Annotated in this window: 15 protein-coding genes; 11 read left to right on the top strand and 4 right to left on the bottom strand. The window is 38.7% G+C overall.

Features of this window, described 5'->3' with window-relative positions; translation table 11 throughout:
* Positions 1–223 precede the first annotated feature (223 nt).
* From ABXH34_RS11150 to ABXH34_RS11140, 3 genes are all read left to right on the top strand, one after another.
* The gene (locus ABXH34_RS11150) at positions 224–931 is read left to right on the top strand and encodes an NUDIX hydrolase (RefSeq protein ID WP_353571963.1); all 708 of its coding nucleotides are present in this window, start codon (positions 224–226) and stop codon (positions 929–931) included.
* 338 nt (positions 932–1269) lie between these two features.
* Positions 1270–2091: an NAD(+) diphosphatase gene (gene nudC / locus ABXH34_RS11145; protein WP_353571962.1), complete on the top strand. Its 822-nt coding sequence runs from the start codon at positions 1270–1272 to the stop codon at positions 2089–2091.
* A gap of 25 nt (positions 2092–2116) precedes the next feature.
* A complete protein-coding gene (locus tag ABXH34_RS11140) occupies positions 2117–3025 on the top strand; it encodes a glycosyltransferase family 2 protein (RefSeq protein WP_353571961.1) in 909 nt (302 codons plus the stop codon).
* Positions 3026–3196: 171 nt separating this feature from the next.
* On the opposite strand, the gene ABXH34_RS11135 is transcribed toward ABXH34_RS11140, so the two are convergent.
* The 3 genes from ABXH34_RS11135 to ABXH34_RS11125 all read right to left on the bottom strand — a co-directional run bounded on the left by ABXH34_RS11135 (position 3197) and on the right by ABXH34_RS11125 (position 6815).
* Positions 3197–5212 (bottom strand): TonB-dependent copper receptor, encoded by a 2016-nt coding sequence (locus ABXH34_RS11135; protein ID WP_353571960.1) that lies wholly within the window; start codon positions 5210–5212, stop codon positions 3197–3199.
* Between the two features lie 396 nt (positions 5213–5608).
* The gene (gene ybaK / locus ABXH34_RS11130; protein WP_353571959.1) at positions 5609–6082 is read right to left on the bottom strand and encodes a Cys-tRNA(Pro) deacylase; all 474 of its coding nucleotides are present in this window, start codon (positions 6080–6082) and stop codon (positions 5609–5611) included.
* 97 nt (positions 6083–6179) lie between these two features.
* The gene (locus ABXH34_RS11125) at positions 6180–6815 is read right to left on the bottom strand and encodes a 4'-phosphopantetheinyl transferase family protein (RefSeq protein WP_353571958.1); all 636 of its coding nucleotides are present in this window, start codon (positions 6813–6815) and stop codon (positions 6180–6182) included.
* Positions 6816–6945: 130 nt separating this feature from the next.
* Here ABXH34_RS11125 and ABXH34_RS11120 point away from each other — a divergent pair, with 130 nt between their 5' ends.
* The 7 genes from ABXH34_RS11120 to ABXH34_RS11090 all read left to right on the top strand — a co-directional run bounded on the left by ABXH34_RS11120 (position 6946) and on the right by ABXH34_RS11090 (position 16521).
* Positions 6946–8031, top strand: coding sequence for a WD40 repeat domain-containing protein (locus ABXH34_RS11120; protein ID WP_353571957.1), 1086 nt, complete (start codon positions 6946–6948; stop codon positions 8029–8031).
* 77 nt (positions 8032–8108) lie between these two features.
* Entirely contained in the window at positions 8109–8888 is a 780-nt protein-coding gene (locus tag ABXH34_RS11115) for a hypothetical protein (protein WP_353571956.1), read from the top strand.
* Positions 8889–9380, top strand: coding sequence for a type II toxin-antitoxin system VapC family toxin (locus ABXH34_RS11110; protein ID WP_353571955.1), 492 nt, complete (start codon positions 8889–8891; stop codon positions 9378–9380). It begins immediately after the preceding gene.
* A 50-nt stretch (positions 9381–9430) separates the two neighbouring features.
* A complete protein-coding gene (locus tag ABXH34_RS11105; protein WP_353571954.1) occupies positions 9431–10483 on the top strand; it encodes a microcin C ABC transporter permease YejB in 1053 nt (350 codons plus the stop codon).
* Complete coding sequence (locus ABXH34_RS11100) at positions 10480–11508, top strand: ABC transporter permease (RefSeq protein ID WP_353571953.1); 1029 nt, start codon at positions 10480–10482, stop codon at positions 11506–11508. Before ABXH34_RS11105 ends, ABXH34_RS11100 begins: the two co-directional genes overlap by 4 nt.
* Positions 11480–11842 carry a hypothetical protein gene (locus ABXH34_RS11095; protein WP_353571952.1) on the top strand — a complete coding sequence of 121 codons (363 nt, stop codon included), beginning with the start codon at positions 11480–11482 and terminating at the stop codon, positions 11840–11842. Before ABXH34_RS11100 ends, ABXH34_RS11095 begins: the two co-directional genes overlap by 29 nt.
* A gap of 263 nt (positions 11843–12105) precedes the next feature.
* Entirely contained in the window at positions 12106–16521 is a 4416-nt protein-coding gene (locus tag ABXH34_RS11090) for an OmpA family protein (protein WP_353571951.1), read from the top strand.
* A gap of 221 nt (positions 16522–16742) precedes the next feature.
* On the opposite strand, the gene ABXH34_RS11085 is transcribed toward ABXH34_RS11090, so the two are convergent.
* On the bottom strand, positions 16743–18206 hold the full coding sequence (locus ABXH34_RS11085) for a 2Fe-2S iron-sulfur cluster-binding protein (protein ID WP_353571950.1): 1464 nt from the start codon (positions 18204–18206) through the stop codon (positions 16743–16745).
* A gap of 166 nt (positions 18207–18372) precedes the next feature.
* Here ABXH34_RS11085 and ABXH34_RS11080 point away from each other — a divergent pair.
* Positions 18373–18727: HupE/UreJ family protein (locus ABXH34_RS11080; protein ID WP_353571949.1), on the top strand; the 355-nt coding region annotated here is incomplete at its 3' end.

The following is an 18727-nucleotide window of genomic DNA, read 5'->3' as shown; positions in this document are numbered from 1 at the left end:
TATATTCCATCTCTCATATTATAAGCCATTCTTGAGTTTAGGGAGATAAATCTGTTCGCCTGAAAGGCGAAGGTTTTAACCTTATACATGGAAATAAAAAAACTTTCACTTGATTTTTATTAGGCTTTTGGTTAAATGTTACTGAAGTACGTGATTCACTGTGTGTAAATGAGTAAAGATGGTCATCTTTGCTTCACTTTTGACAGTTATAACTCAAGGTTTTATGGAAAATAACAAGCCAACTGTAATGGTAGACATTGCCATTTTCACTGTTTTTGAGGACAAACTCAAGATATTACTTATTAAACGTGGGTCAGAACCTTTTAAAGACTCATGGGCGTTACCGGGTGGCTCATTAAATACGGTGACAGATGATAGTTTAGAAGCTGCTGCAATGCGTGAGTTAGTCGAAGAAACAGGGGTAGAGAATCAATATCTCGAGCAACTTTGTACCTACGGTGGGCCTGATAGAGACCCTCGTGACTGGACATTGAGTATCACTTATTTTGCTTTAGTAGCGGCTGATGAAGTGACTTTGCGTGCGGGTACGGATACCACAGAAGCAAAATGGCATACTTTGACTCAAGATAAAGTGGAAGTTAGCCTTGCTTTTGACCATGAGCGCATTGTGTGTGAAGCTATTTCTCGTTTACGTGCAAAATTAGATTACACTGATATTGCTGTCCATTTGCTGGCTAAAGAGTTCACTTTGAGCGAATTACAGCGCGTGTATGAAATTATTATGCAAGAAAATCTAAATAAAAGTTCCTTTCGAATGCGGGTTGCTCGTGCAGATATTGTTGCCCCTATTAATGGCAAAATGCGCACAGGTTCAAATCGACCTGCACAGCTATACCAATTTGTGAAAAATGAAGGAGATAGAATGTTTTTCCCCCGTAGTATCGCTTGGGCACAAGAACGTAAAAAATGAACACCTAAGTATTATTTTTTAGATTTTGGAAGAACGAATGTTATTTGAGATAACGTTTTTCTAATATTTCAGAATGGGTCTCGTCAAGAGGTTGGATTGAATTTGGTCAGCTCCAAAACCCCAGATTTATCCAAGCCTTGGATGAAGGCGGTGTTGTTTGGGATAGTGAAGATCATTATGAAACCATCGATCAAGCTTTGCAGGCATTAGAACAAGCTTTAGAGGATTTTATATAGTTAATTCAATGGCATACAATTTTAAATGCGATACATTGCAGCTATTGAATTTCAGGGAGGGATTGTAAGCATGACAAACCAAAGAGATAAAGAGCTTAAACCATGAATTTTACTTTAGCTGTCCAACCACCAGCCAATATTGATCCCGAAACAGCGTTATGGTTGGTATTCTATCGAAGTCAATTGTTAGTTAAAAAATCATCTCAAACCATAGAAATTCCAACTTGGGCAGATATTCAGCACAGTGCTGCTCAAGTTGCACGCCAACATTATTTAGGGATCAAAGATGGTCAACATTGTTATGCTGTAGAACTCAGCAATATTCAAAATATCCCCAAAACACTACAATTTTATGCCTTACGTGAATTGTTAATGGATTTATCAGATGAGCAATTTTTGCTAGCTGGAACGGCACTTCAAATTATTGATTGGGATAGAAATCATCAATACTGTGGGCGTTGTGGTATTGAAATGCAAACCGATAAATTTGAACGTGCCAAACGCTGCCCCCGATGCCGTTTAGTCAATTATCCACGTATTTCTCCTGCAATGATTGTGATTATTACCCGTGGCGAACAAGTATTATTATCTCGCTCACCACGTTTTCGACCAGGCGTTTATAGCGTGCAAGCAGGTTTTGTTGAAGCTGGAGAAACCGCTGAGCAAACCGTGGAACGTGAAGTCATGGAGGAAGTGGGTTTAAAAGTTAAAAATATTCGTTATTTTGGCAGCCAGCCATGGCCATTCCCAAATTCATTGATGTTAGCGTTTACCGCAGAATATGAAAGTGGAGAATTGAATATAAATCATGATGAATTAGAGGATGGAGGGTGGTATCATTTCAGTCAATTACCGAAACCACCAGCGCAAAAAAGCATTGCTTGGGAAATGTTGCAATGGTTTATCCAACAACAGCAACCGTGAATTTTTGCGAAGAAAGAGTACGAACATGAAACAATCATCTAATGTTAAGCTGAGTATCGTCTTTCTCAATTTTAACCGTCTTGCAGAAACCCGTTTTACTCTTGAACACCTTGAACAATTAATTCAAAACCGCCCAGATATTGAAGTCATCGCCGTTGATAATGGCTCTAAAGATGGCACGCCTGAATTTTTACAAACCCAACATCAGCCATGGCTTAAAATCCTTTGTTTACCAACTAATACAGGGATTGCTGGTTATAACGATGGGTTTCAAATTGCGCAAGGCGAGTCTATTTTTGTATTGGATGATGATTCGCATCCAGTGGATTTACAGACTTTAGATAATATTATCCAACGATTTGAGATTCAGCCTGAAGTCGGGGTGGTTGCGTGTCAAATTGAAAACCCTCAGCATGAAATTGTCCGTTCTTGGCATTTGCCTAGCACCAATCAAGTCAGCCATTCGATTGCCTTTGTAGGATGTGGGTTTGCAATTCGTCGTGAATTATTTGAACAAGTGGGCTGGTATCCGCGTGAGTTTTTCTTATATCAGAATGAAATTGAAGTCGCAATTCGAGTGATGCAAAAACAGTATGAGATTTATTATGATCCAGAATGCCGTGTGATCCATCGCCAATCTCCTGTCAATCGCAGTAATTGGCGCAGAGTTTATTATCCAACCCGCAATACGATTTGGATTATTCGCCGCTATTTTCCTTTGCCACAAGCCAGTTATATGATTTTTTCCCGTTTATGCTTTGGCCTTGTTCGCGCCATACAAGCAGGAGAATGGAAATGGTATTATCGGGCAGTCAAAGAAGCATTATGGACACCGATTCAACCGCAAACATTATCACCAAACTTACGCAAGCAATTGAATTTATTCTGCAAACAAAACAGTTTATGGCATCAATTAACTCGAAATTTAACTTAATTACTCACCTTACATAAATAAGAGAACCTTTCATTCTATCACTGCGTAACTTGAACTATATGTGCAGCGTCATTGCTATTAAATTAAGCTTTTAGGAGTACGCGTCATGAATATACTTGACGTGACACGTCATGAAGGCATTCCCACAAAACTTGTGGGAACGAGGGAATACTAAAATTGTGCATTCAGCTTTAGCCACGCGCTACGCCCTGCTTCATTAACTCGAACCGCTTCAGGGCTAAATGGATCAGCATTAGCACGATTCACATGATAAGCATAAGTATTATCAAATACATTGTCTAAACCGATTTGTACTTGAACTGTTTTCGCAATTTGATAACGGGCATGTAAATTTAACACAGCAAAGCCTGCGGTTTCTCCAGCATCCAATCCACTTTGACTGTCAATCCGCGTTTGATTCGCTGCCAAACGTAATAAGCCACCGACAGCCCATTGTGCTTGCTGATAATCTAAACCTAATGTCATTTCTAGCGGTGCAATCCGCGCCAACGGTCTATCATCAGTTGTGTTATCAGCATGAGTGTAAGCAATCCCCAACGTTTGAGTTAATGATTCCGTCAATTTAAACTGTAGATCAAACTCCAAACCATATAAACGTGCATCCACATTACGATAAATACTGGCGTTATCTTGCTGTAAAATGCCCGCTTGGCCAAGGGCTTTATCACGCAAAATAAAATCACTAACACGGTTATAAAATACACTGGTGGCTACTTGATAATGCGTTTGCTGTAAGATAAATCCTAAGTCTAATTGATGGTGTTTTTCTGGTTTAATCTCGGGATTGCCTATCCAGCGTAACGCGCCTTTTGAATTATTTGAAGCCATAAAACGCTCGGTCACACCTGCGGTACGAACCGTGCGACTTAAACCTAAAAATATCGAACCCGATTCAAAATTCTTTTCATAACGAACCAGACCACCAATATTGTTTTCATCTTGCTCATCAGTGATTTGGCCATAATATTTGTTGAATAAATTATTGGGACTGACTCCGCCTTGAGCTGCTTGATTGGCTTTGTCTGCATTGGCTGTAATTCGGTCATAACGCAAACCGATGGTTAACATATCCATATCCGCAATGGGTAATACATATTCACCAAATAAGCCCAATTGTTGTACAGATGTATCCGCCCACATAAAAGACTGCTCTGTTGTCAGACTTGCTGCCGTTGGTTTACCCGTATAACGAATCGCATCACGCTCATTTTTTTGATAATCAATCCCTAAACTCATCAAGGCTTGCCCCACATCCAAATCATAACTTAAACGACCGCCGTATGTTTTTGATGTTGCTGCCGTAAGCATTTTCATTGGTGCAGATAATGGACGTAAGGAAAAATTATCCATCACATGGTCAACGTCTGAATAATAAGCGTTGGCTTTTAAACCTTGTTGCTGTAAAGATAGCCGAAAAATATTATTATCACTTTTAGGTGAATCCATTCCAGCACCCGCGAATAACATATCATCTTCACGAATTGCTTCTGCGCTAAATTCAAGTTTAGTTTGTTGATTGGGCGTATAGCCTGCACCGAAATAAGCCGATTTAGTGGTAAAACCTGAACGCACTTCACGTCCGTCGCCATCTTCATAATTATCAGCATCAGCATAATTGACCATGCCGCGAATATAAGCTTGCTTTGAACCTGTTGCGGCATCCAAACCTAATGATTGTGTATTGCTATTACTTTGATAACCCAAGTTTGCTTTGAATTGGGTATTTTTATTTTCAAATTGTGGGGCTTGGCGTTCGAATTTAACTGTACCACCACTGCCGCCATGTCCGTCGATAACTGATTGTACTCCTTTGATAATAGTGACTTTATCGTAATTATCCATACTTGCATAACCACTGGGCGGGTCCATACGATTAGGACAGCCACCAAAACTATAAGCATCATCCAGAATAATATTTAAACGATTTTGATTTTGACCACGAATCATAGGATCAATGCCATGGCCACCCATCCGCGTGCCTGATACACCTGTGGTGTTGCGTAAAAAATCACCCCCAGCTACAGAAAATTGCGGCGTATGTTCCACAACTTGCTCAGTTTGATTTGGAATCAGAATAGAATCTTCGACTGAGATTTCAGGTAAGTAAATATCTTGGGCAAAAGCCGTAGGTGCTATTAAAAATAGTAATGGCTGCATTATTTTCATTTTTTCTCCCCCGCACAAAAAAATAATCCAATGCGAACCTTGAGGCGAGGTAAGCATTGGATCATGAGGCAACTTCAACAGTTACATTCTATAGAGCAGGGGATATGCCAATTATTTTTATTTTTAAATACAATATCTTATTATTTACAAAGCATTTGAAGTGTGTGATATGACTCAGTGTTGGGTTATTTGGCCGAATTAAATTCAGCACTTATTTTTGAGAATGCCACAATCAATACAGACCTGACTCAACAAAGCGTATTGAGTCTATATCGGTCTGCCATTGCTTATGTTTATTATCAAGACAGCTATTCGCTTGCTAAACATAAGCTGCCATGCTCAATAGCCTGTTTATCTGAAGTACCAAGCTATTTTAAGCAAATTATAGAGACAAGTTTATTTCCTAATATTATCAACTGCGGCCTGACACAAGGCAATCAAATCATCGGGCTTTAGTTCAATTTCTAAACCACGCTTGCCTGCACTGACATAAATCGTATCAAAATTGAGAGCGGTTTCATCTAAGACCATTTGCAAACGTTTCTTTTGGCCTAAAGGACTAATACCACCCAACACGTAACCTGTCAGCGTCTCTGCATCTTTTGGGTTAGCCATCACTACTTTTTTAGCTTTCAATTGGCGTGCAATGGCTTTTAAATCAAGCTGCCCACTCACAGGCACAATGCCAACAGCGACTTTTTCTTTAAATTCTGGGGCACTGACTAATAAGGTTTTAAAGACTTGCTGGGTATCAATACCCAAGGCTTGTGCGGCTTCTTCGCCATAAGAATCAGCATTAGAATCATGATTATATTCATGTACAAGATATTCAATTTTTGCTTTTTGTGCCGCTTTAATTGCAGGTGTCATAACATATCCTCCGGTGATAAGTTTTTTATAAAAATAATTATTTCACCTATTATATAAATTTGGGCAAAGATGCAAAGGATTAAATGATAAACGTTATCTATTCATAAAATGATTTAAACTGATAGCTTATTTTAATATTAGCTCTATCTGTTGCTAAATGACACGTATAATCAGGTAAAAAATCAGTAATTTCATGTAAAAACCAAGTTTGTTGCAGTTGTATTTGATGATTGATCGATTCAAGATTATTCAACGCAACACTAAGTCCGCGCCCATCTGCTTTGATCGCACTTTCTTTTTGTGTCCAAAATTTAAAAAAAAGTTGTGGATCAGTATTTCTATTCACTGCATTCCATTGATTTGGAGTCAGAATTGATTTGAAGTGTTGTATTTCAATCGGCCTCACTTGTTCAATATCAATCCCTAAATGTCCAACTTCCGTGATAGCACATAATACATATTCCCCAGAATGCGCCAAGTTGAAATCAATAGGATAATTAACAAAAGGTCTTTGATATTCAGTATATTGAATCTGCTGTAACTCAAGTTGATAAGCTTGCAAAGCCTGTCGTAGTAATAGGCGAGCAAATAAACTGGCATGTTGATCTTGCCAACGCACAAATCGTTTTATTTTCTGTTGTAAATCAATCGGCAAGGTTTCAATGTAAGCTTGAAATTGCTTAGATGACAGTGGTTGATTAAAATAGGTGTAATAAATTTGGATTAGATTCATAAAATTGTTTTGATTGTTATGGTTTCAATATTTTAGCAATAATTCCTCATGTAGAAACTGAACAGATTGACAAACCTGTACAAACCCGCACAATAGTGCTCAACGATGCAATACCAAAAAGGTCGTAGTGATGCGTTACGGATGGATGTTTTTTATATTATTGTTTGCAGCACAGGCTTATGCCGCAGAACCGATTGAAAAATACAAGCTTGATGGGCATAAAGACGGAATTTTACATGCTGCTTTTAGTTTGGATGGCAAATACATTGTCACCACAGGCATTAAAACCGCGCGTTTGTGGTCAAGCAAAACAGGACAATTATTAGGCATTTTACATGGGCATAGTGAACATATTTGGTATGCTAATTTTAGTCCTGACAATCAAAAAGTAGCAACGGCCTCCCAAGACAAAACCGCGATGATTTGGGATACCAAAACAGGTAAGTTGCTGACAACGTTAAAAGGCCATGATAATTGGGTGATTCGAGTCAGTTTTTCACCTGATGGCCAGCAGTTGCTCACCGCTTCACGAGACAATACGGCACGCTTATGGGACGTTGCGACAGGTAAACAAATAGCGATGCTTCAAGGCCATATCCGTGGTATTGCTCACGCTGCTTATAGTCCGAATGGTCAATATATAGTTACCGTTGGCATGTTGAGTGCGCGTTTGTGGCAAGCAGATACGGCAAAATTAATTCATGAATTTGAAGGTCATACCAATTATTTATATCATGCAGCCTTTAGTAACGATAGCCAATATTTAATCACCGCATCAGAAGATAAAACCGCGCGTATTTGGTCTTTGAAAACAGGTAAGCAACTACAGAATTTAACCGAGCATACCAGTCGTATTTATGATGCTCAATTTGATGCCACAGGCAAAAAAGCGGTGACGGCTGCGTATGATAATACTGCCAAAATTTGGGATGTGAAAACAGGCGCAGTATTGCACACCTTACGAGGACATCGAGACGCATTACGCCAAGCGATTTTTAGTCCTGATGGCAAATATATTTTAACTTCTTCGGTAGATAATACGGTACGTTTATGGGATGCAGAAACAGGGAAAATTATTGCGGGTATTTCGCAACATAGCGATTGGGTAACACAGATGGCTTTTCATCCAACTGAGCCGATTTTTATTACTGCGGGTGCGGATAATCAGGCGATTGTTTGGGAAATAAATCAAACAAGTACACTCGAATCGCAATAAAAGTTTAAAGTTTGCTATGTTTATTTTTTAGATGTATATTTTGGTTATGGTTTTGTATTTTTACACGTTGGATCATTATGGATAATCTCAATGCTCAGCTATCAATTAAATTAGTAGGAGATGACACTGTTTCTCCTGCTAGCTTAAGTGCGTCTGAACTTGCTGATATTATCTCATCTTATGAAAAATCCCTTATCTCTGAAATCGAAAGAAATAATGATACGGCTTTGGATAACAAGCCACCTATCGTTAGTTTAGTCAGGATTGAAAAGGGCAGTATTCAATTAGGCTTTTATTCAGATTGTCCCTGTACCGTACCTGCTTTTTATACAATTACAACAGCTATTGTTAATAAAAATTTTAACACTCTATCTGATAAAACAGTTAGTTGTCTCAATAAAATAAAACAGGTTATCGAAAAACGTGCAATGTCAGCTAACTTTTATGTAGAACATAATGCGACTCCATTAGCGACGATTAGTGCTGATACTGAAATCATACAGAAAATAACTTATGTTACAGGCGAAACAACTTTGTATGGGAAAATAACGAGAGTTGGCGGTAATGACCCCGTAGTGCGTTTAGAAGTTGATGCAAACAATATTATTCATTGTAAAGTTGAAAAAAATTTAGCAATTGAATTAGCTAATTATTTATATCAAAGAGTACGGCTTATCGGTGAAGCAAAATGGAATATGTCAGATTATTCTATTAAAGCATTTACGATTACAGAATTTGACAGAGATTATCGAGAAACGCATTTATCTGAATTTTTAGCAGATTTTTCACAAAAAGGGCATTACTATAAAGATATTGACCCTGTTGCTTATATTGATGAAATGAGAAGTGAGGACTAAATGACCAAAGTAGTTTGTCTTGATACGCATATACTTATTTGGGGCGTGGAACAAACTGCCCGTAATACACAACAAGATATGATAGAAAGAACAATTCAATTTATTGATAGTTTGCCAGCTCAAAAAATAAAACCCATTATTCCATCTGTTGTTTTGAGTGAATTTTTGATGCCTATACCATACGAGAAAAAAGGTTTATATTTAGATAGTATTAATCAAAAGCTTAAAGTCGTACCGTATGACACTATTGCAGCCATAGAGTTTGTAAATATTTGGCAGTCAAAACAAGATGAAAAAATAATTAAAAAATTGAGAGAGCAAGGAATAAGTAAAAACCATCTCAAAATAGACTGTATGATTGTTGCTACAGCGATAACAAGAAGAGCAAGCTGTATTTATAGTCATGATAAAGGACTTAAAAATTTTGCGGTTGGTCATATTGATGTCAAAGAAATCCCTGAATTACCCTCACAACAAAAAATAACATTCTAAATAATGCACCCTCTAAATATACAGCCTCATTTACTAGAAATAAAAACCACATGCTGAATTACATTCTTAAACGTCTTTTGCTCATGATTCCCACGTTAGTTGGGGTGATGTTAGTGACATTTATGGTGACTCAATTTGTACCCGGTGGGCCAGTTGAGCAACTGATTAATGAATTAAAACATCAACAAACAGGCGAAGCTTCAACTGGTGGCACTTCGGGTTTATACCGTGGAGCAAAAGGCCTAGATGAAGAGCAAATTGCTCAGCTTAATACCCTATACGGCTTTGACCAGCCTGCATATCAACGCTTTTTCACTATGTTGGGTAATTACTTCACTTTTAACTTTGGTGAAAGTTACATTCATCACCAGTCGGTTTTAGAACTCATTGCCTCTAAATTACCTGTATCGTTAACACTTGGATTGTGGACTTTTTTCTTGACCTATCTCACCTGTATTCCGCTCGGTATTGCTAAAGCGATGCGTGATGGTTCACGGTTTGATGTAATTACCAGTACGCTGATTTTATTTGGCTATGCGATTCCTAATTTTGTACTCGGTATTTTGCTGATTGTGTTATTTAGCGGCGGCAGTTTTTTTGATATATTTCCATTGCGAGGCTTAGTTTCTGATAATTGGCACGAACTGGCTTGGCATCAACAAATTTTAGATTATCTATGGCATATCACTTTGCCGATCATTTCCTTAATGGTAGGTAGTTTTGCGGTTATGACCATGTTAACCAAAAATAGCTTTGTTGAAGAAATTCGTAAACAATATGTGCTCACTGCCAGAGCTAAAGGTTTAAGCAATAATGTAGTGTTATACAAACATATTTTTCGCAATGCCATGATCCCACTCGCAACCAGTTTTCCCTCAGCCTTTATTGGGGCTTTTTTTGCAGGCAGCTTGTTAGTCGAAACCATTTTTTCGCTAGATGGTTTGGGCTTATTATCCTATGAATCTGTCATCAAGCGTGATTATCCCGTGGTACTTGGCAGTTTATATATTTTTACTCTACTTGGCTTATTTGCTAAACTGTTGGCTGATATTAGCTATGTGCTGATTGATCCACGTATTCAGTTTGAATCCATTAATCAATGACAAATCTCACTCCCGCACAACGCCGCTGGCGACGTTTCACAGCAAATAGACGTGGCTATTACAGCTTATGGATATTTTCTACCTTATTCATATTAAGCTTATTTGCAGAAGTATTAAGCAATGATAAACCGCTGATTATTTCCTATGAAAGTGAGTATTATTTTCCCTTGTGGCGTGCTTATCCAGAAACCGTGTTTAATGGTGATTTTGAAACTGAAACTAACTACCGTGATGAATATGTGCTGAATGATTTAATTTTAAAAAATCCAGCCAATTGGATCATATTTCCCTTAAATCCTTATAGTTTTGATTCGATTAATTACGACAATGCCCAACCGAATCCCGCGCAGCCTTCGAGAGATAATTTATTAGGCACAGATGACCGAGGGCGTGATGTGTTGGCGCGCCTGATTTATGGATTTAGATTGTCGGTTTTATTTGGGTTTGCATTGACGATCATTGGGGTTGTGATTGGGATTATTGCAGGCGCATTGCAGGGCTATTTAGGTGGTAAATTTGATTTATTTGCCCAGCGATTTATTGAAGTTTGGAGCAGCATGCCTGAACTTTATTTACTGATTATTTTTGCCTCTATGTTCCAACCTAGCATCATATTATTATTAGCTTTATTGGCTGTATTTGGTTGGATGGGATTGGCGGATTATGTGCGGGCTGAATTTTTAAAAGGGCGTAATATGGATTATGTTCGTGCAGCTCAAGCTTTAGGCGTACCGAATTTGACTATTATGCGCCGTCACTTATTGCCAAATGCGATGACACCTGTTATTACTTTTTTGCCATTTCGCATCAGTGCCGCTATTCTTGCGCTGACCAGCTTGGATTTCTTAGGTTTGGGATTGCCGCCATCAGAACCCAGCTTAGGTGAATTATTAGCCCAAGGCAAAGAAAATATTTCAGCTTGGTGGTTATCACTCAGCACATTTTTTGTATTAGTTGGTACTTTGAGTTTGCTAATTTTTATTGGTGAAGCATTACGTGAAGCGTTGGATACCCGAAGAGGATAAAATGATGTTTTTTGATTTTTTTAATGTATTCAATGAAAAATACCAAGATATTCAAATTTTGGGGGTCGATAAAAAGCGTACAAAATTGGATCAACATAAGCCGTGCATGGTCTTTTTAGAATTATCCCAGCGTCCGCCTCAGCGTTGGTTAGATTTATTTGCTATGAAACAAGTCTCTCCTTTTCATCCTGTTAGAGCCAGAATTGAAAAAGATTATATGATTGTGACCTGTCAATATCGAGATTATGAAAAAAATTTAATGAGTTTGTTACAAAAAGATATAGAAGAGTGTAATTTTGAATATCGAAAATTAGAGAATCCAGATAAAAAATAAGCTGCCTTAACAATAAGCCGATAATTTAGCACCTGTAGCGGATTGTGATTCGTGCAATACTCATGAAATGAGAATTTATCGAACGTAGTTATTATATAAATCAACACTTAAAATTACAATGTCCCTCACTATAACGACATAGATTATTCCACTCCGTTCATGACATTCTGTCAAAAATTGAAAATCGGCAATCGAAACCAATCAATACTCATATATAATAGAACAATACTACTCTAATTGGGGCAAAGGGTTTTGATTGAATTATGAACGACTACCAACAGTTACGCACTCTCCTACTGGCCGAAGAACAACAACGTCTGGATCAACTTGAGCAACGGATTATTGATTTGCAATCCCGTAGTGAAGATGTTGCTACGGTATTACCGCAAGCCCTAAAAATCATCCCCGATTTTAGTGAATTGATTGATGCGCTACAAAAACCTGTTGATAGTTGTGTCAAACAAACGGTGCAAATTGAACCAGAAAGTTTTGCCGCGCCATTGCATCCATTATTGATTGAACCCTTGCGGATTGAAATTGCTCAATTAGTTAAAAAAATTCGCAAAATTCTGCATTCGCATAAAGTACATATTGCCGAGCTTGATGAAGAACTAGACCAATTAGAACAACAAAAAATCCAACAAATATTAACTCGGGTTGAGCAGCTAGAAGCCGATTTAAAAAATACAGAAAAGCGGACGGCTGAAATTGCCAAAAGCTTGCCTGATGCGATTCGTCGTGCTTCTGAAGAAGATACAGGCTCGATGAACATTTCTGATGCAGAATTAGCCGAATCGTTACAAATCCCTGTCACTCGCTGTATTCAACAATCCATCAGTCAAGATGCGAGGGCATTAGCCGACACCTTATTCCCTATCATGGGCCCTGCGATTCGCCGTTCCATCAATGAATCGATCAAAGAATTCTTACAATCGGTCAATGAAGCTGTTGAGCAAAGTCTGTCGTTCAAAGGCATGTTATGGCGATTTGAAGCCTTGCGCACAGGCCAATCATTTACCGATGTGCTGTTGCAAAAAACCTTAGTTTATCGAGTGGAACAGGTATTTTTAGTACATAAAGAATCAGGCTTATTAGTACAACATTTAAGTCAAGATGGAGTTGATGTCGGCGATAGTGATGCGGTGTCCGCGATGTTAACCGCGATTCAGGATTTTATTCGCGATTCGTTTACTGCTGAAGGCGATTTAGAAAAAGTAGAACTGGGCAATTATACGGTTTGGTTGGATCAAAGCCCTTATGCGGTTTTAGCTTGTGTGGTACGTGGTAATGCCTCGTATAAATTGCGGGGCGTGATGAAACAATCACTGGAAGCGATTCATGCCCGTTATGGGCGTTTACTTGAGCAATATGATGGTGATTCTACTCCGCTAGAGCCTTGTCGCGTGATTCTGCAAAAGAATTTGCAAATGAAAGAGTTAAAAGAAGAGATTACTAAGAAATCCCGCTTCTTTTCACCACCATTAATTGCGGTTACTACTTTAATTGTATTAGGTATTGCGGTGTGGTTATTTATGCAAGTGCAAACAGAACGACATTTACGGCGTTATATCCATACTTTGCGCGATACAGCGGGCTTGATGGTGATTGAAACCACGCGTGATGATGGAAAATTAATTGTTCGAGGTTTGCGTGACCCGTTAGCAACTGATCCCACAGAAATCACCGCTCAATTTTCGTTACAGAATAAAGTGGTAAATGAATGGGGTACGTATCAGGATTTAGCCCCACAATTTGTATTACAACGTGCAAGACAAGCTTTAAACCCACCTGGTTCTGTCACTATAGATTTGAAAAATAATAAATTATATCTTAGTGGTGAAGCAGATAATGATTGGATTGAACAGGTCGCGCTCAAACGGGGGATGTTAGGTGGAATTCAGCAGGTTGTGACGGATCAATTGCTTAATCGGCAACAATATTGGTTAGATACCCATCAGCAATTTCAAACTTTAGTGAATAAATTAGAATCAATTCAGGGGATTAAAATCACTGAAGTCGGTACAAGACAGGATAAACGTTTTATTCAAGGAATGCGTGATCCATTATCAGTTGACCCGCAAAACATCGCCCAAGCATTTAATCTTAACGATGTGGTGATGGAATGGACACAATATCAAGCTTTGTATCCTGAATTCGTTTTACAACGTGCCAAACAGGCTTTAAATCCACCTGATAATGTGAGTATTGCTTTGGCTAATAATATTCTATTTATTACGGGTGAAGCGGAACATGAATGGATTGAACAAGTTGAATTGAAAAAAGGTATGTTATCAGGGGTTGAACAGCTCGATACCAGCGATTTAATTGATAAACAACAGTATTGGATTGATACGCAACCGTTGTTTGCAAAGTTGTTAAATGAATTGGATCACACTTCAGGTCTTAAAGTGATTGCTAGCGGTATTGAAAATAAGCACTATTTTGTCAAAGGCTTACGTGACCCACTCGCGCTACAACCCCAAGAGATTGTTGAACGCTTAGAGCTAGAAAATGTACTGATGCAATGGACTGCGTATCAAGATTTAAATCCTGATTTTGTATTGCAGCGAGCCAAACAGGCTTTGCAACCACCTGCCAGCGTTCATTTCACAGTACAAGACGACACTTTAATTATCAAAGGCCGTGCAAACAATGATTGGATTGAACAATTACAGTTAAAACAAGGTTTATTAGCGGGTATTCAGCGTATTGATAGCACTAAATTATATAACCAGCAACAATATTGGCTTGATACTGAGCCTGCTTTTCAAAATTTGTTGAGCGAATTGGAAACCATTGCTGGACTTAAAATTTTAGAATCAGGAATTAAAAATGAACAGCGTTTTATCAAAGGTTTAAAAGACCCTTTAGCACCAAACCCACAACCGATTTTAGATGCAATGGGCTTGGGCGTAGTAGCAGAATGGCAGCCTTATCATGATTTGAGTCCGCGCTTTGTCTTACAACGAGCCAAACAAGCCTTAAATCCACCCGCTTCGGTAAATTTAGATATTGATGGGTACAATTTGATTTTTACAGGCCATGCTCCACAAGACTGGATTAATGCTGCGGCAAAGACCAGCTACGGTTTAGCAGGAGTTGAACACATTGATACTGCCCAATTGCAAAATAGAGATACTTGGTTATGGGCGCAAGTGGCTGATAAATTACCGAATTGGATTGATATAGACTTTGCGGTACGTGATGGACAGTTACAGGTGACAGGCTTAGCCACAGAGCAAATGCGAACTGATTTACAGCAACAGCTATCGGATTTAGATATTGTTATCAATTTAGATCAACTACGTAGTGCGGAGCAGGAAGATGTACAACATCGAATTGATTTGTATATTGCAATATTACGTCAGACCATGGGTTTATCGGTCACGGATGTGAAGCAAGTTGAGACTAAAACGCTGGTTTATGGATTAAAAGACCCATTGGCGGTGAATCCTGATTTGCTTGCGGCTGACTATGGTTTGACCAGTGAACATATTCAAACCGCTTGGACACCGTATCAAGATTTGCATCCACAATTCATTGAGCAACGTGCGATCAAAGCATTAACGCCACCTGATAGCGTAGAAATTGTGTTGAAAGATAATGTGTTATACGTTACAGGTCATGCAGATGATGCGTGGATTTCACATTTAAAACAAACCGTTGCTTTACTGCCTCATATTAAACAATTAGAGATGGCTGAGTTGGGTAATAATGAGGCTTATTGGGTTAAAACCCGTCCGCAGTTTGAGCAATTAGTCAAGGCGTTAAACGATACTTTGGGTATTACGGTGGTGTCGAGTGGGGTTGAGAATGAACAATGGTTTATCACAGGATTCCGTGATCCTTTAGCCCGTGACCCGATTGATATTGCTCAGAAAATAGATATGGCTGAAGTCATGATGCGTTGGACTCCCTATCAGGATTTAAATCCTATCTTCATTGAACAGCGTGCATTGCAGGCCTTAGAACCACCTGAAACCGTACAATTGCGTTTAGAAGGGGATGTATTGTATTTGGCTGGTCATGCACCACAAAAATGGATGGAGAAAGCGGCAAGTAGTGTCAATTTAATTGCTGGGGTCAATCGAGTCGTTATTGATGACTTACATTACACTGACCAAATATTATTACAACAGGCTGAGACTACATTGCAAGCACCAGACAGTGTGAATTTAACCGTGCGGAATAAGCATTTATATGTTTCGGGTGTGATTACACAGCAAGCACGGGCGCAATTAACCAATAAATTAGATAAATTACAAGGCTTTGCAAATATTGATACTCGAAATTTATTAGATGCGACCACCGAGCGGCGTAAGCAAGTGATTGAGAGTATTGGAAGCACGATTATTTATTTTAAAGATGATGAAAGTTTTGCTACAGGACAGAATCAAATATTGCAGGACTTAATCAAAAATATTCGATTGTTGTTACGGTTTAATGAGCAACTTGAGCAGCCTTTGCGGGTTCAAATTACAGGACATACCGATGGTTTAGGCGCATTGGCTTATAATCGCCAATTAGGTCAACAACGAGTCGAAACCGTGCGGGATTGGCTACAAACTCAAGGGATTACTTCAAATAATTTATTATTAACTCAACCTTCATTGATTCGTTTTGGTGAAACAAGTAGCAGTTATCAAGATAGAAAAGTGACTCTGAAAGTGGTTGAATAATTCGTCTTACGCAGTTCAGATATTGTTTGATGAAACAGGAGTTATACTGAACTATGCCTAAAATTGAGCTTTAGTAGGGTGGAATAGCACAGTGTTTTCCACCAAGCAGTAATTGTAGGAAAAGGTGGAATACGGTACGTGATAGTTGACACATTATATTTATTTTTGAGGTGCACCTATTCCACCCTACATTTTCAAGCTTTTTTAGTGCGTAACCACAGCTAGCTAATGCAACCCCCTTCAAATTGACCGATGTGCATTTGTTCCGTAGGCAAACCACTTTGCTGTAACAAACGTTGAGATGGCTCAGTTAAAGCAGACGTACCCGCGACATAAACCTGATAATCCTCAATATTTGGACATTCAGACAACATTTTACTAATCACTACCTCAGCTGCCTGATGATCTGCAATCACTTCAGGGTAATAATTGAAATTATCAAAAGCATCAGCCCAAGAACGGCATAAATTATTTAAATAATGGCCATTGTCTTGCTGGCAAACCCAAAATAAATGAAACGACTCAATAGTATCAATTGAAATTGCGTGTTCAATTAAACTCTTAATCGGCGCAAACCCATCTTCATAGGCAATAAAAATGGCGGGTTTTGAATCATCTTCAACTAATACAAATTCTCCCTGCGGCCCTTCCAACATAATTGATTGTTGAATATTTAACTGTTGAATTAATTCTGCGGCTACATTTTGTTTCCGAATATGAAATTGTAAATTACGCCCATCACAAGGACAGTTAGCCAATGCAAACTTAGCAGATTTACCCTGTTCCATGCTCAACTCCACACATTGACCTGCCATAAAACGTAAAGTCTGGGTGCGCGGGGTTTGCAAATGTAATAACACAATATCATCACTCAGCAAGTCCAGTTTTTTCACTCGAACTTGAATTGATTGCTCAGGGATTTCACTGGCATGATGTGCTTCAGAAGCTTCCAAGGTTAAATCTGTTATTGCTGTATGACTACACATTAAAATGTAGCCCATATTTTTCTCAGCTTCACTCAATACATAATCATGCTCTCGTATTTTCCATACCTCACCTGATACTAAACGAGCTTTACAAGAACCACAATTACCACTGGTACAGCCATAATTTAAACTTAAGCCTGCTTGCAATGCAGCTTCTAATAAGGACGCATTGCCTTCAACAAAAAAGTCATGTCCACTAGGAATCATCTTAATGTGTGCAGCCATAATGCGTAAGAATGTGTCTTTGGCCAATAATTGATTTTTAGGGGTTGATTCACATTGATAAGGTTTGATTTCCTGCTGTACCCATTGATAAAGCTCATTTAATTCTGGATTTTGCTCCAGCAATTGTGCGAGTTTTTCTGATAATTGTTGATTAAAATCGTGCTGTTGGTTCAACTCATTGCGGGTACAAATCAGTTGTTTTGCCAGCTCTGTTAATCGGTTTATCAAGACCTCGGAGGTCGGCATGGTTTCGGCGGAATGTCTTCTGGGTCGAGCTTCAGCCTTAATCTTTTTCACTCGCTCCAAAGCGGTATTATCTTCAAGACTAACATGAGGATAGGCACGTAATAAATCCGTTACTTGAATTTTTCCTTCAAAGGTCGTAATTTCACCATTGCGAATTTTATGTTGTAAAGTGCCGCGCGTTGTACCTACTAAACGTGCTGCACGAGAAACACTCAGTAATTGTTGCATGGCTATTCTATATCTGGTTGTGGGCTCAAGCCAATTATAGCAATTAAAACTCAATACGGGTTTTACCACCTTGGATAGATTGCAGTCACCTCATTTTCGTTTTACTATTTGTATGGACAATGATTAAATATTGCCGCTTCATTCTCATTCATTTAGGAGAGACTCAATGAATAAAACTTTTTTAAAATTACTTGGTTTCATATTGATTGGCTTACTGCCTGTGTCTGCTTATGCGCATCATACAGGGGTGGAAATCACGGGTTTTGTTGCAGGGATATTGCATCCTTTAACGGGTCTTGACCACCTTTTAGCCATGATTGCAGTTGGTTTATGGGCAAGCCAAATGAGTCACAAAGCAAGATGGACATTACCCATTAGCTTTATTGCTGTGATGATTGTAGGTGCTGTATTGCCTGTGATTGGTATCAGTGTGCCTTATGTTGAAACGGGTATTTTATTGTCACTATTAGTCCTTGGTGGCTTAGTGGCAACCGTATTACCTCTGGCTGTTAGCATTATGA

The organism is Candidatus Albibeggiatoa sp. nov. BB20 (assembly GCA_016744725.1).
GTDB lineage: Bacteria > Pseudomonadota > Gammaproteobacteria > Beggiatoales > Beggiatoaceae > Albibeggiatoa.
The sequence above is the reverse complement of the archived record's forward strand: the minus strand, read 5'-3'. Positions and strand labels throughout refer to the sequence as shown.

Excerpts from the sequence above, each read along its gene's own strand:
- nudC (WP_353571962.1), top strand. The coding sequence starts at position 1,270 with ATGAATTTTACTTTAGCTGTCCAACCACCAGCCAATATTGATCCCGAA.
- ABXH34_RS11125 (WP_353571958.1), bottom strand. The coding sequence starts at position 6,815 with ATGAATCTAATCCAAATTTATTACACCTATTTTAATCAACCACTGTCA.
- ABXH34_RS11110 (WP_353571955.1), top strand. The coding sequence starts at position 8,889 with ATGACCAAAGTAGTTTGTCTTGATACGCATATACTTATTTGGGGCGTG.
- ABXH34_RS11135 (WP_353571960.1), bottom strand. The coding sequence starts at position 5,212 with ATGAAAATAATGCAGCCATTACTATTTTTAATAGCACCTACGGCTTTT.
- ABXH34_RS11090 (WP_353571951.1), top strand. The coding sequence starts at position 12,106 with ATGAACGACTACCAACAGTTACGCACTCTCCTACTGGCCGAAGAACAA.
- ABXH34_RS11100 (WP_353571953.1), top strand. The coding sequence starts at position 10,480 with ATGACAAATCTCACTCCCGCACAACGCCGCTGGCGACGTTTCACAGCA.
- ABXH34_RS11150 (WP_353571963.1), top strand. The coding sequence starts at position 224 with ATGGAAAATAACAAGCCAACTGTAATGGTAGACATTGCCATTTTCACT.
- ABXH34_RS11120 (WP_353571957.1), top strand. The coding sequence starts at position 6,946 with ATGCGTTACGGATGGATGTTTTTTATATTATTGTTTGCAGCACAGGCT.
- ABXH34_RS11085 (WP_353571950.1), bottom strand. The coding sequence starts at position 18,206 with ATGCAACAATTACTGAGTGTTTCTCGTGCAGCACGTTTAGTAGGTACA.
- ybaK (WP_353571959.1), bottom strand. The coding sequence starts at position 6,082 with ATGACACCTGCAATTAAAGCGGCACAAAAAGCAAAAATTGAATATCTT.
- ABXH34_RS11115 (WP_353571956.1), top strand. The coding sequence starts at position 8,109 with ATGGATAATCTCAATGCTCAGCTATCAATTAAATTAGTAGGAGATGAC.
- ABXH34_RS11140 (WP_353571961.1), top strand. The coding sequence starts at position 2,117 with ATGAAACAATCATCTAATGTTAAGCTGAGTATCGTCTTTCTCAATTTT.
- ABXH34_RS11105 (WP_353571954.1), top strand. The coding sequence starts at position 9,431 with ATGCTGAATTACATTCTTAAACGTCTTTTGCTCATGATTCCCACGTTA.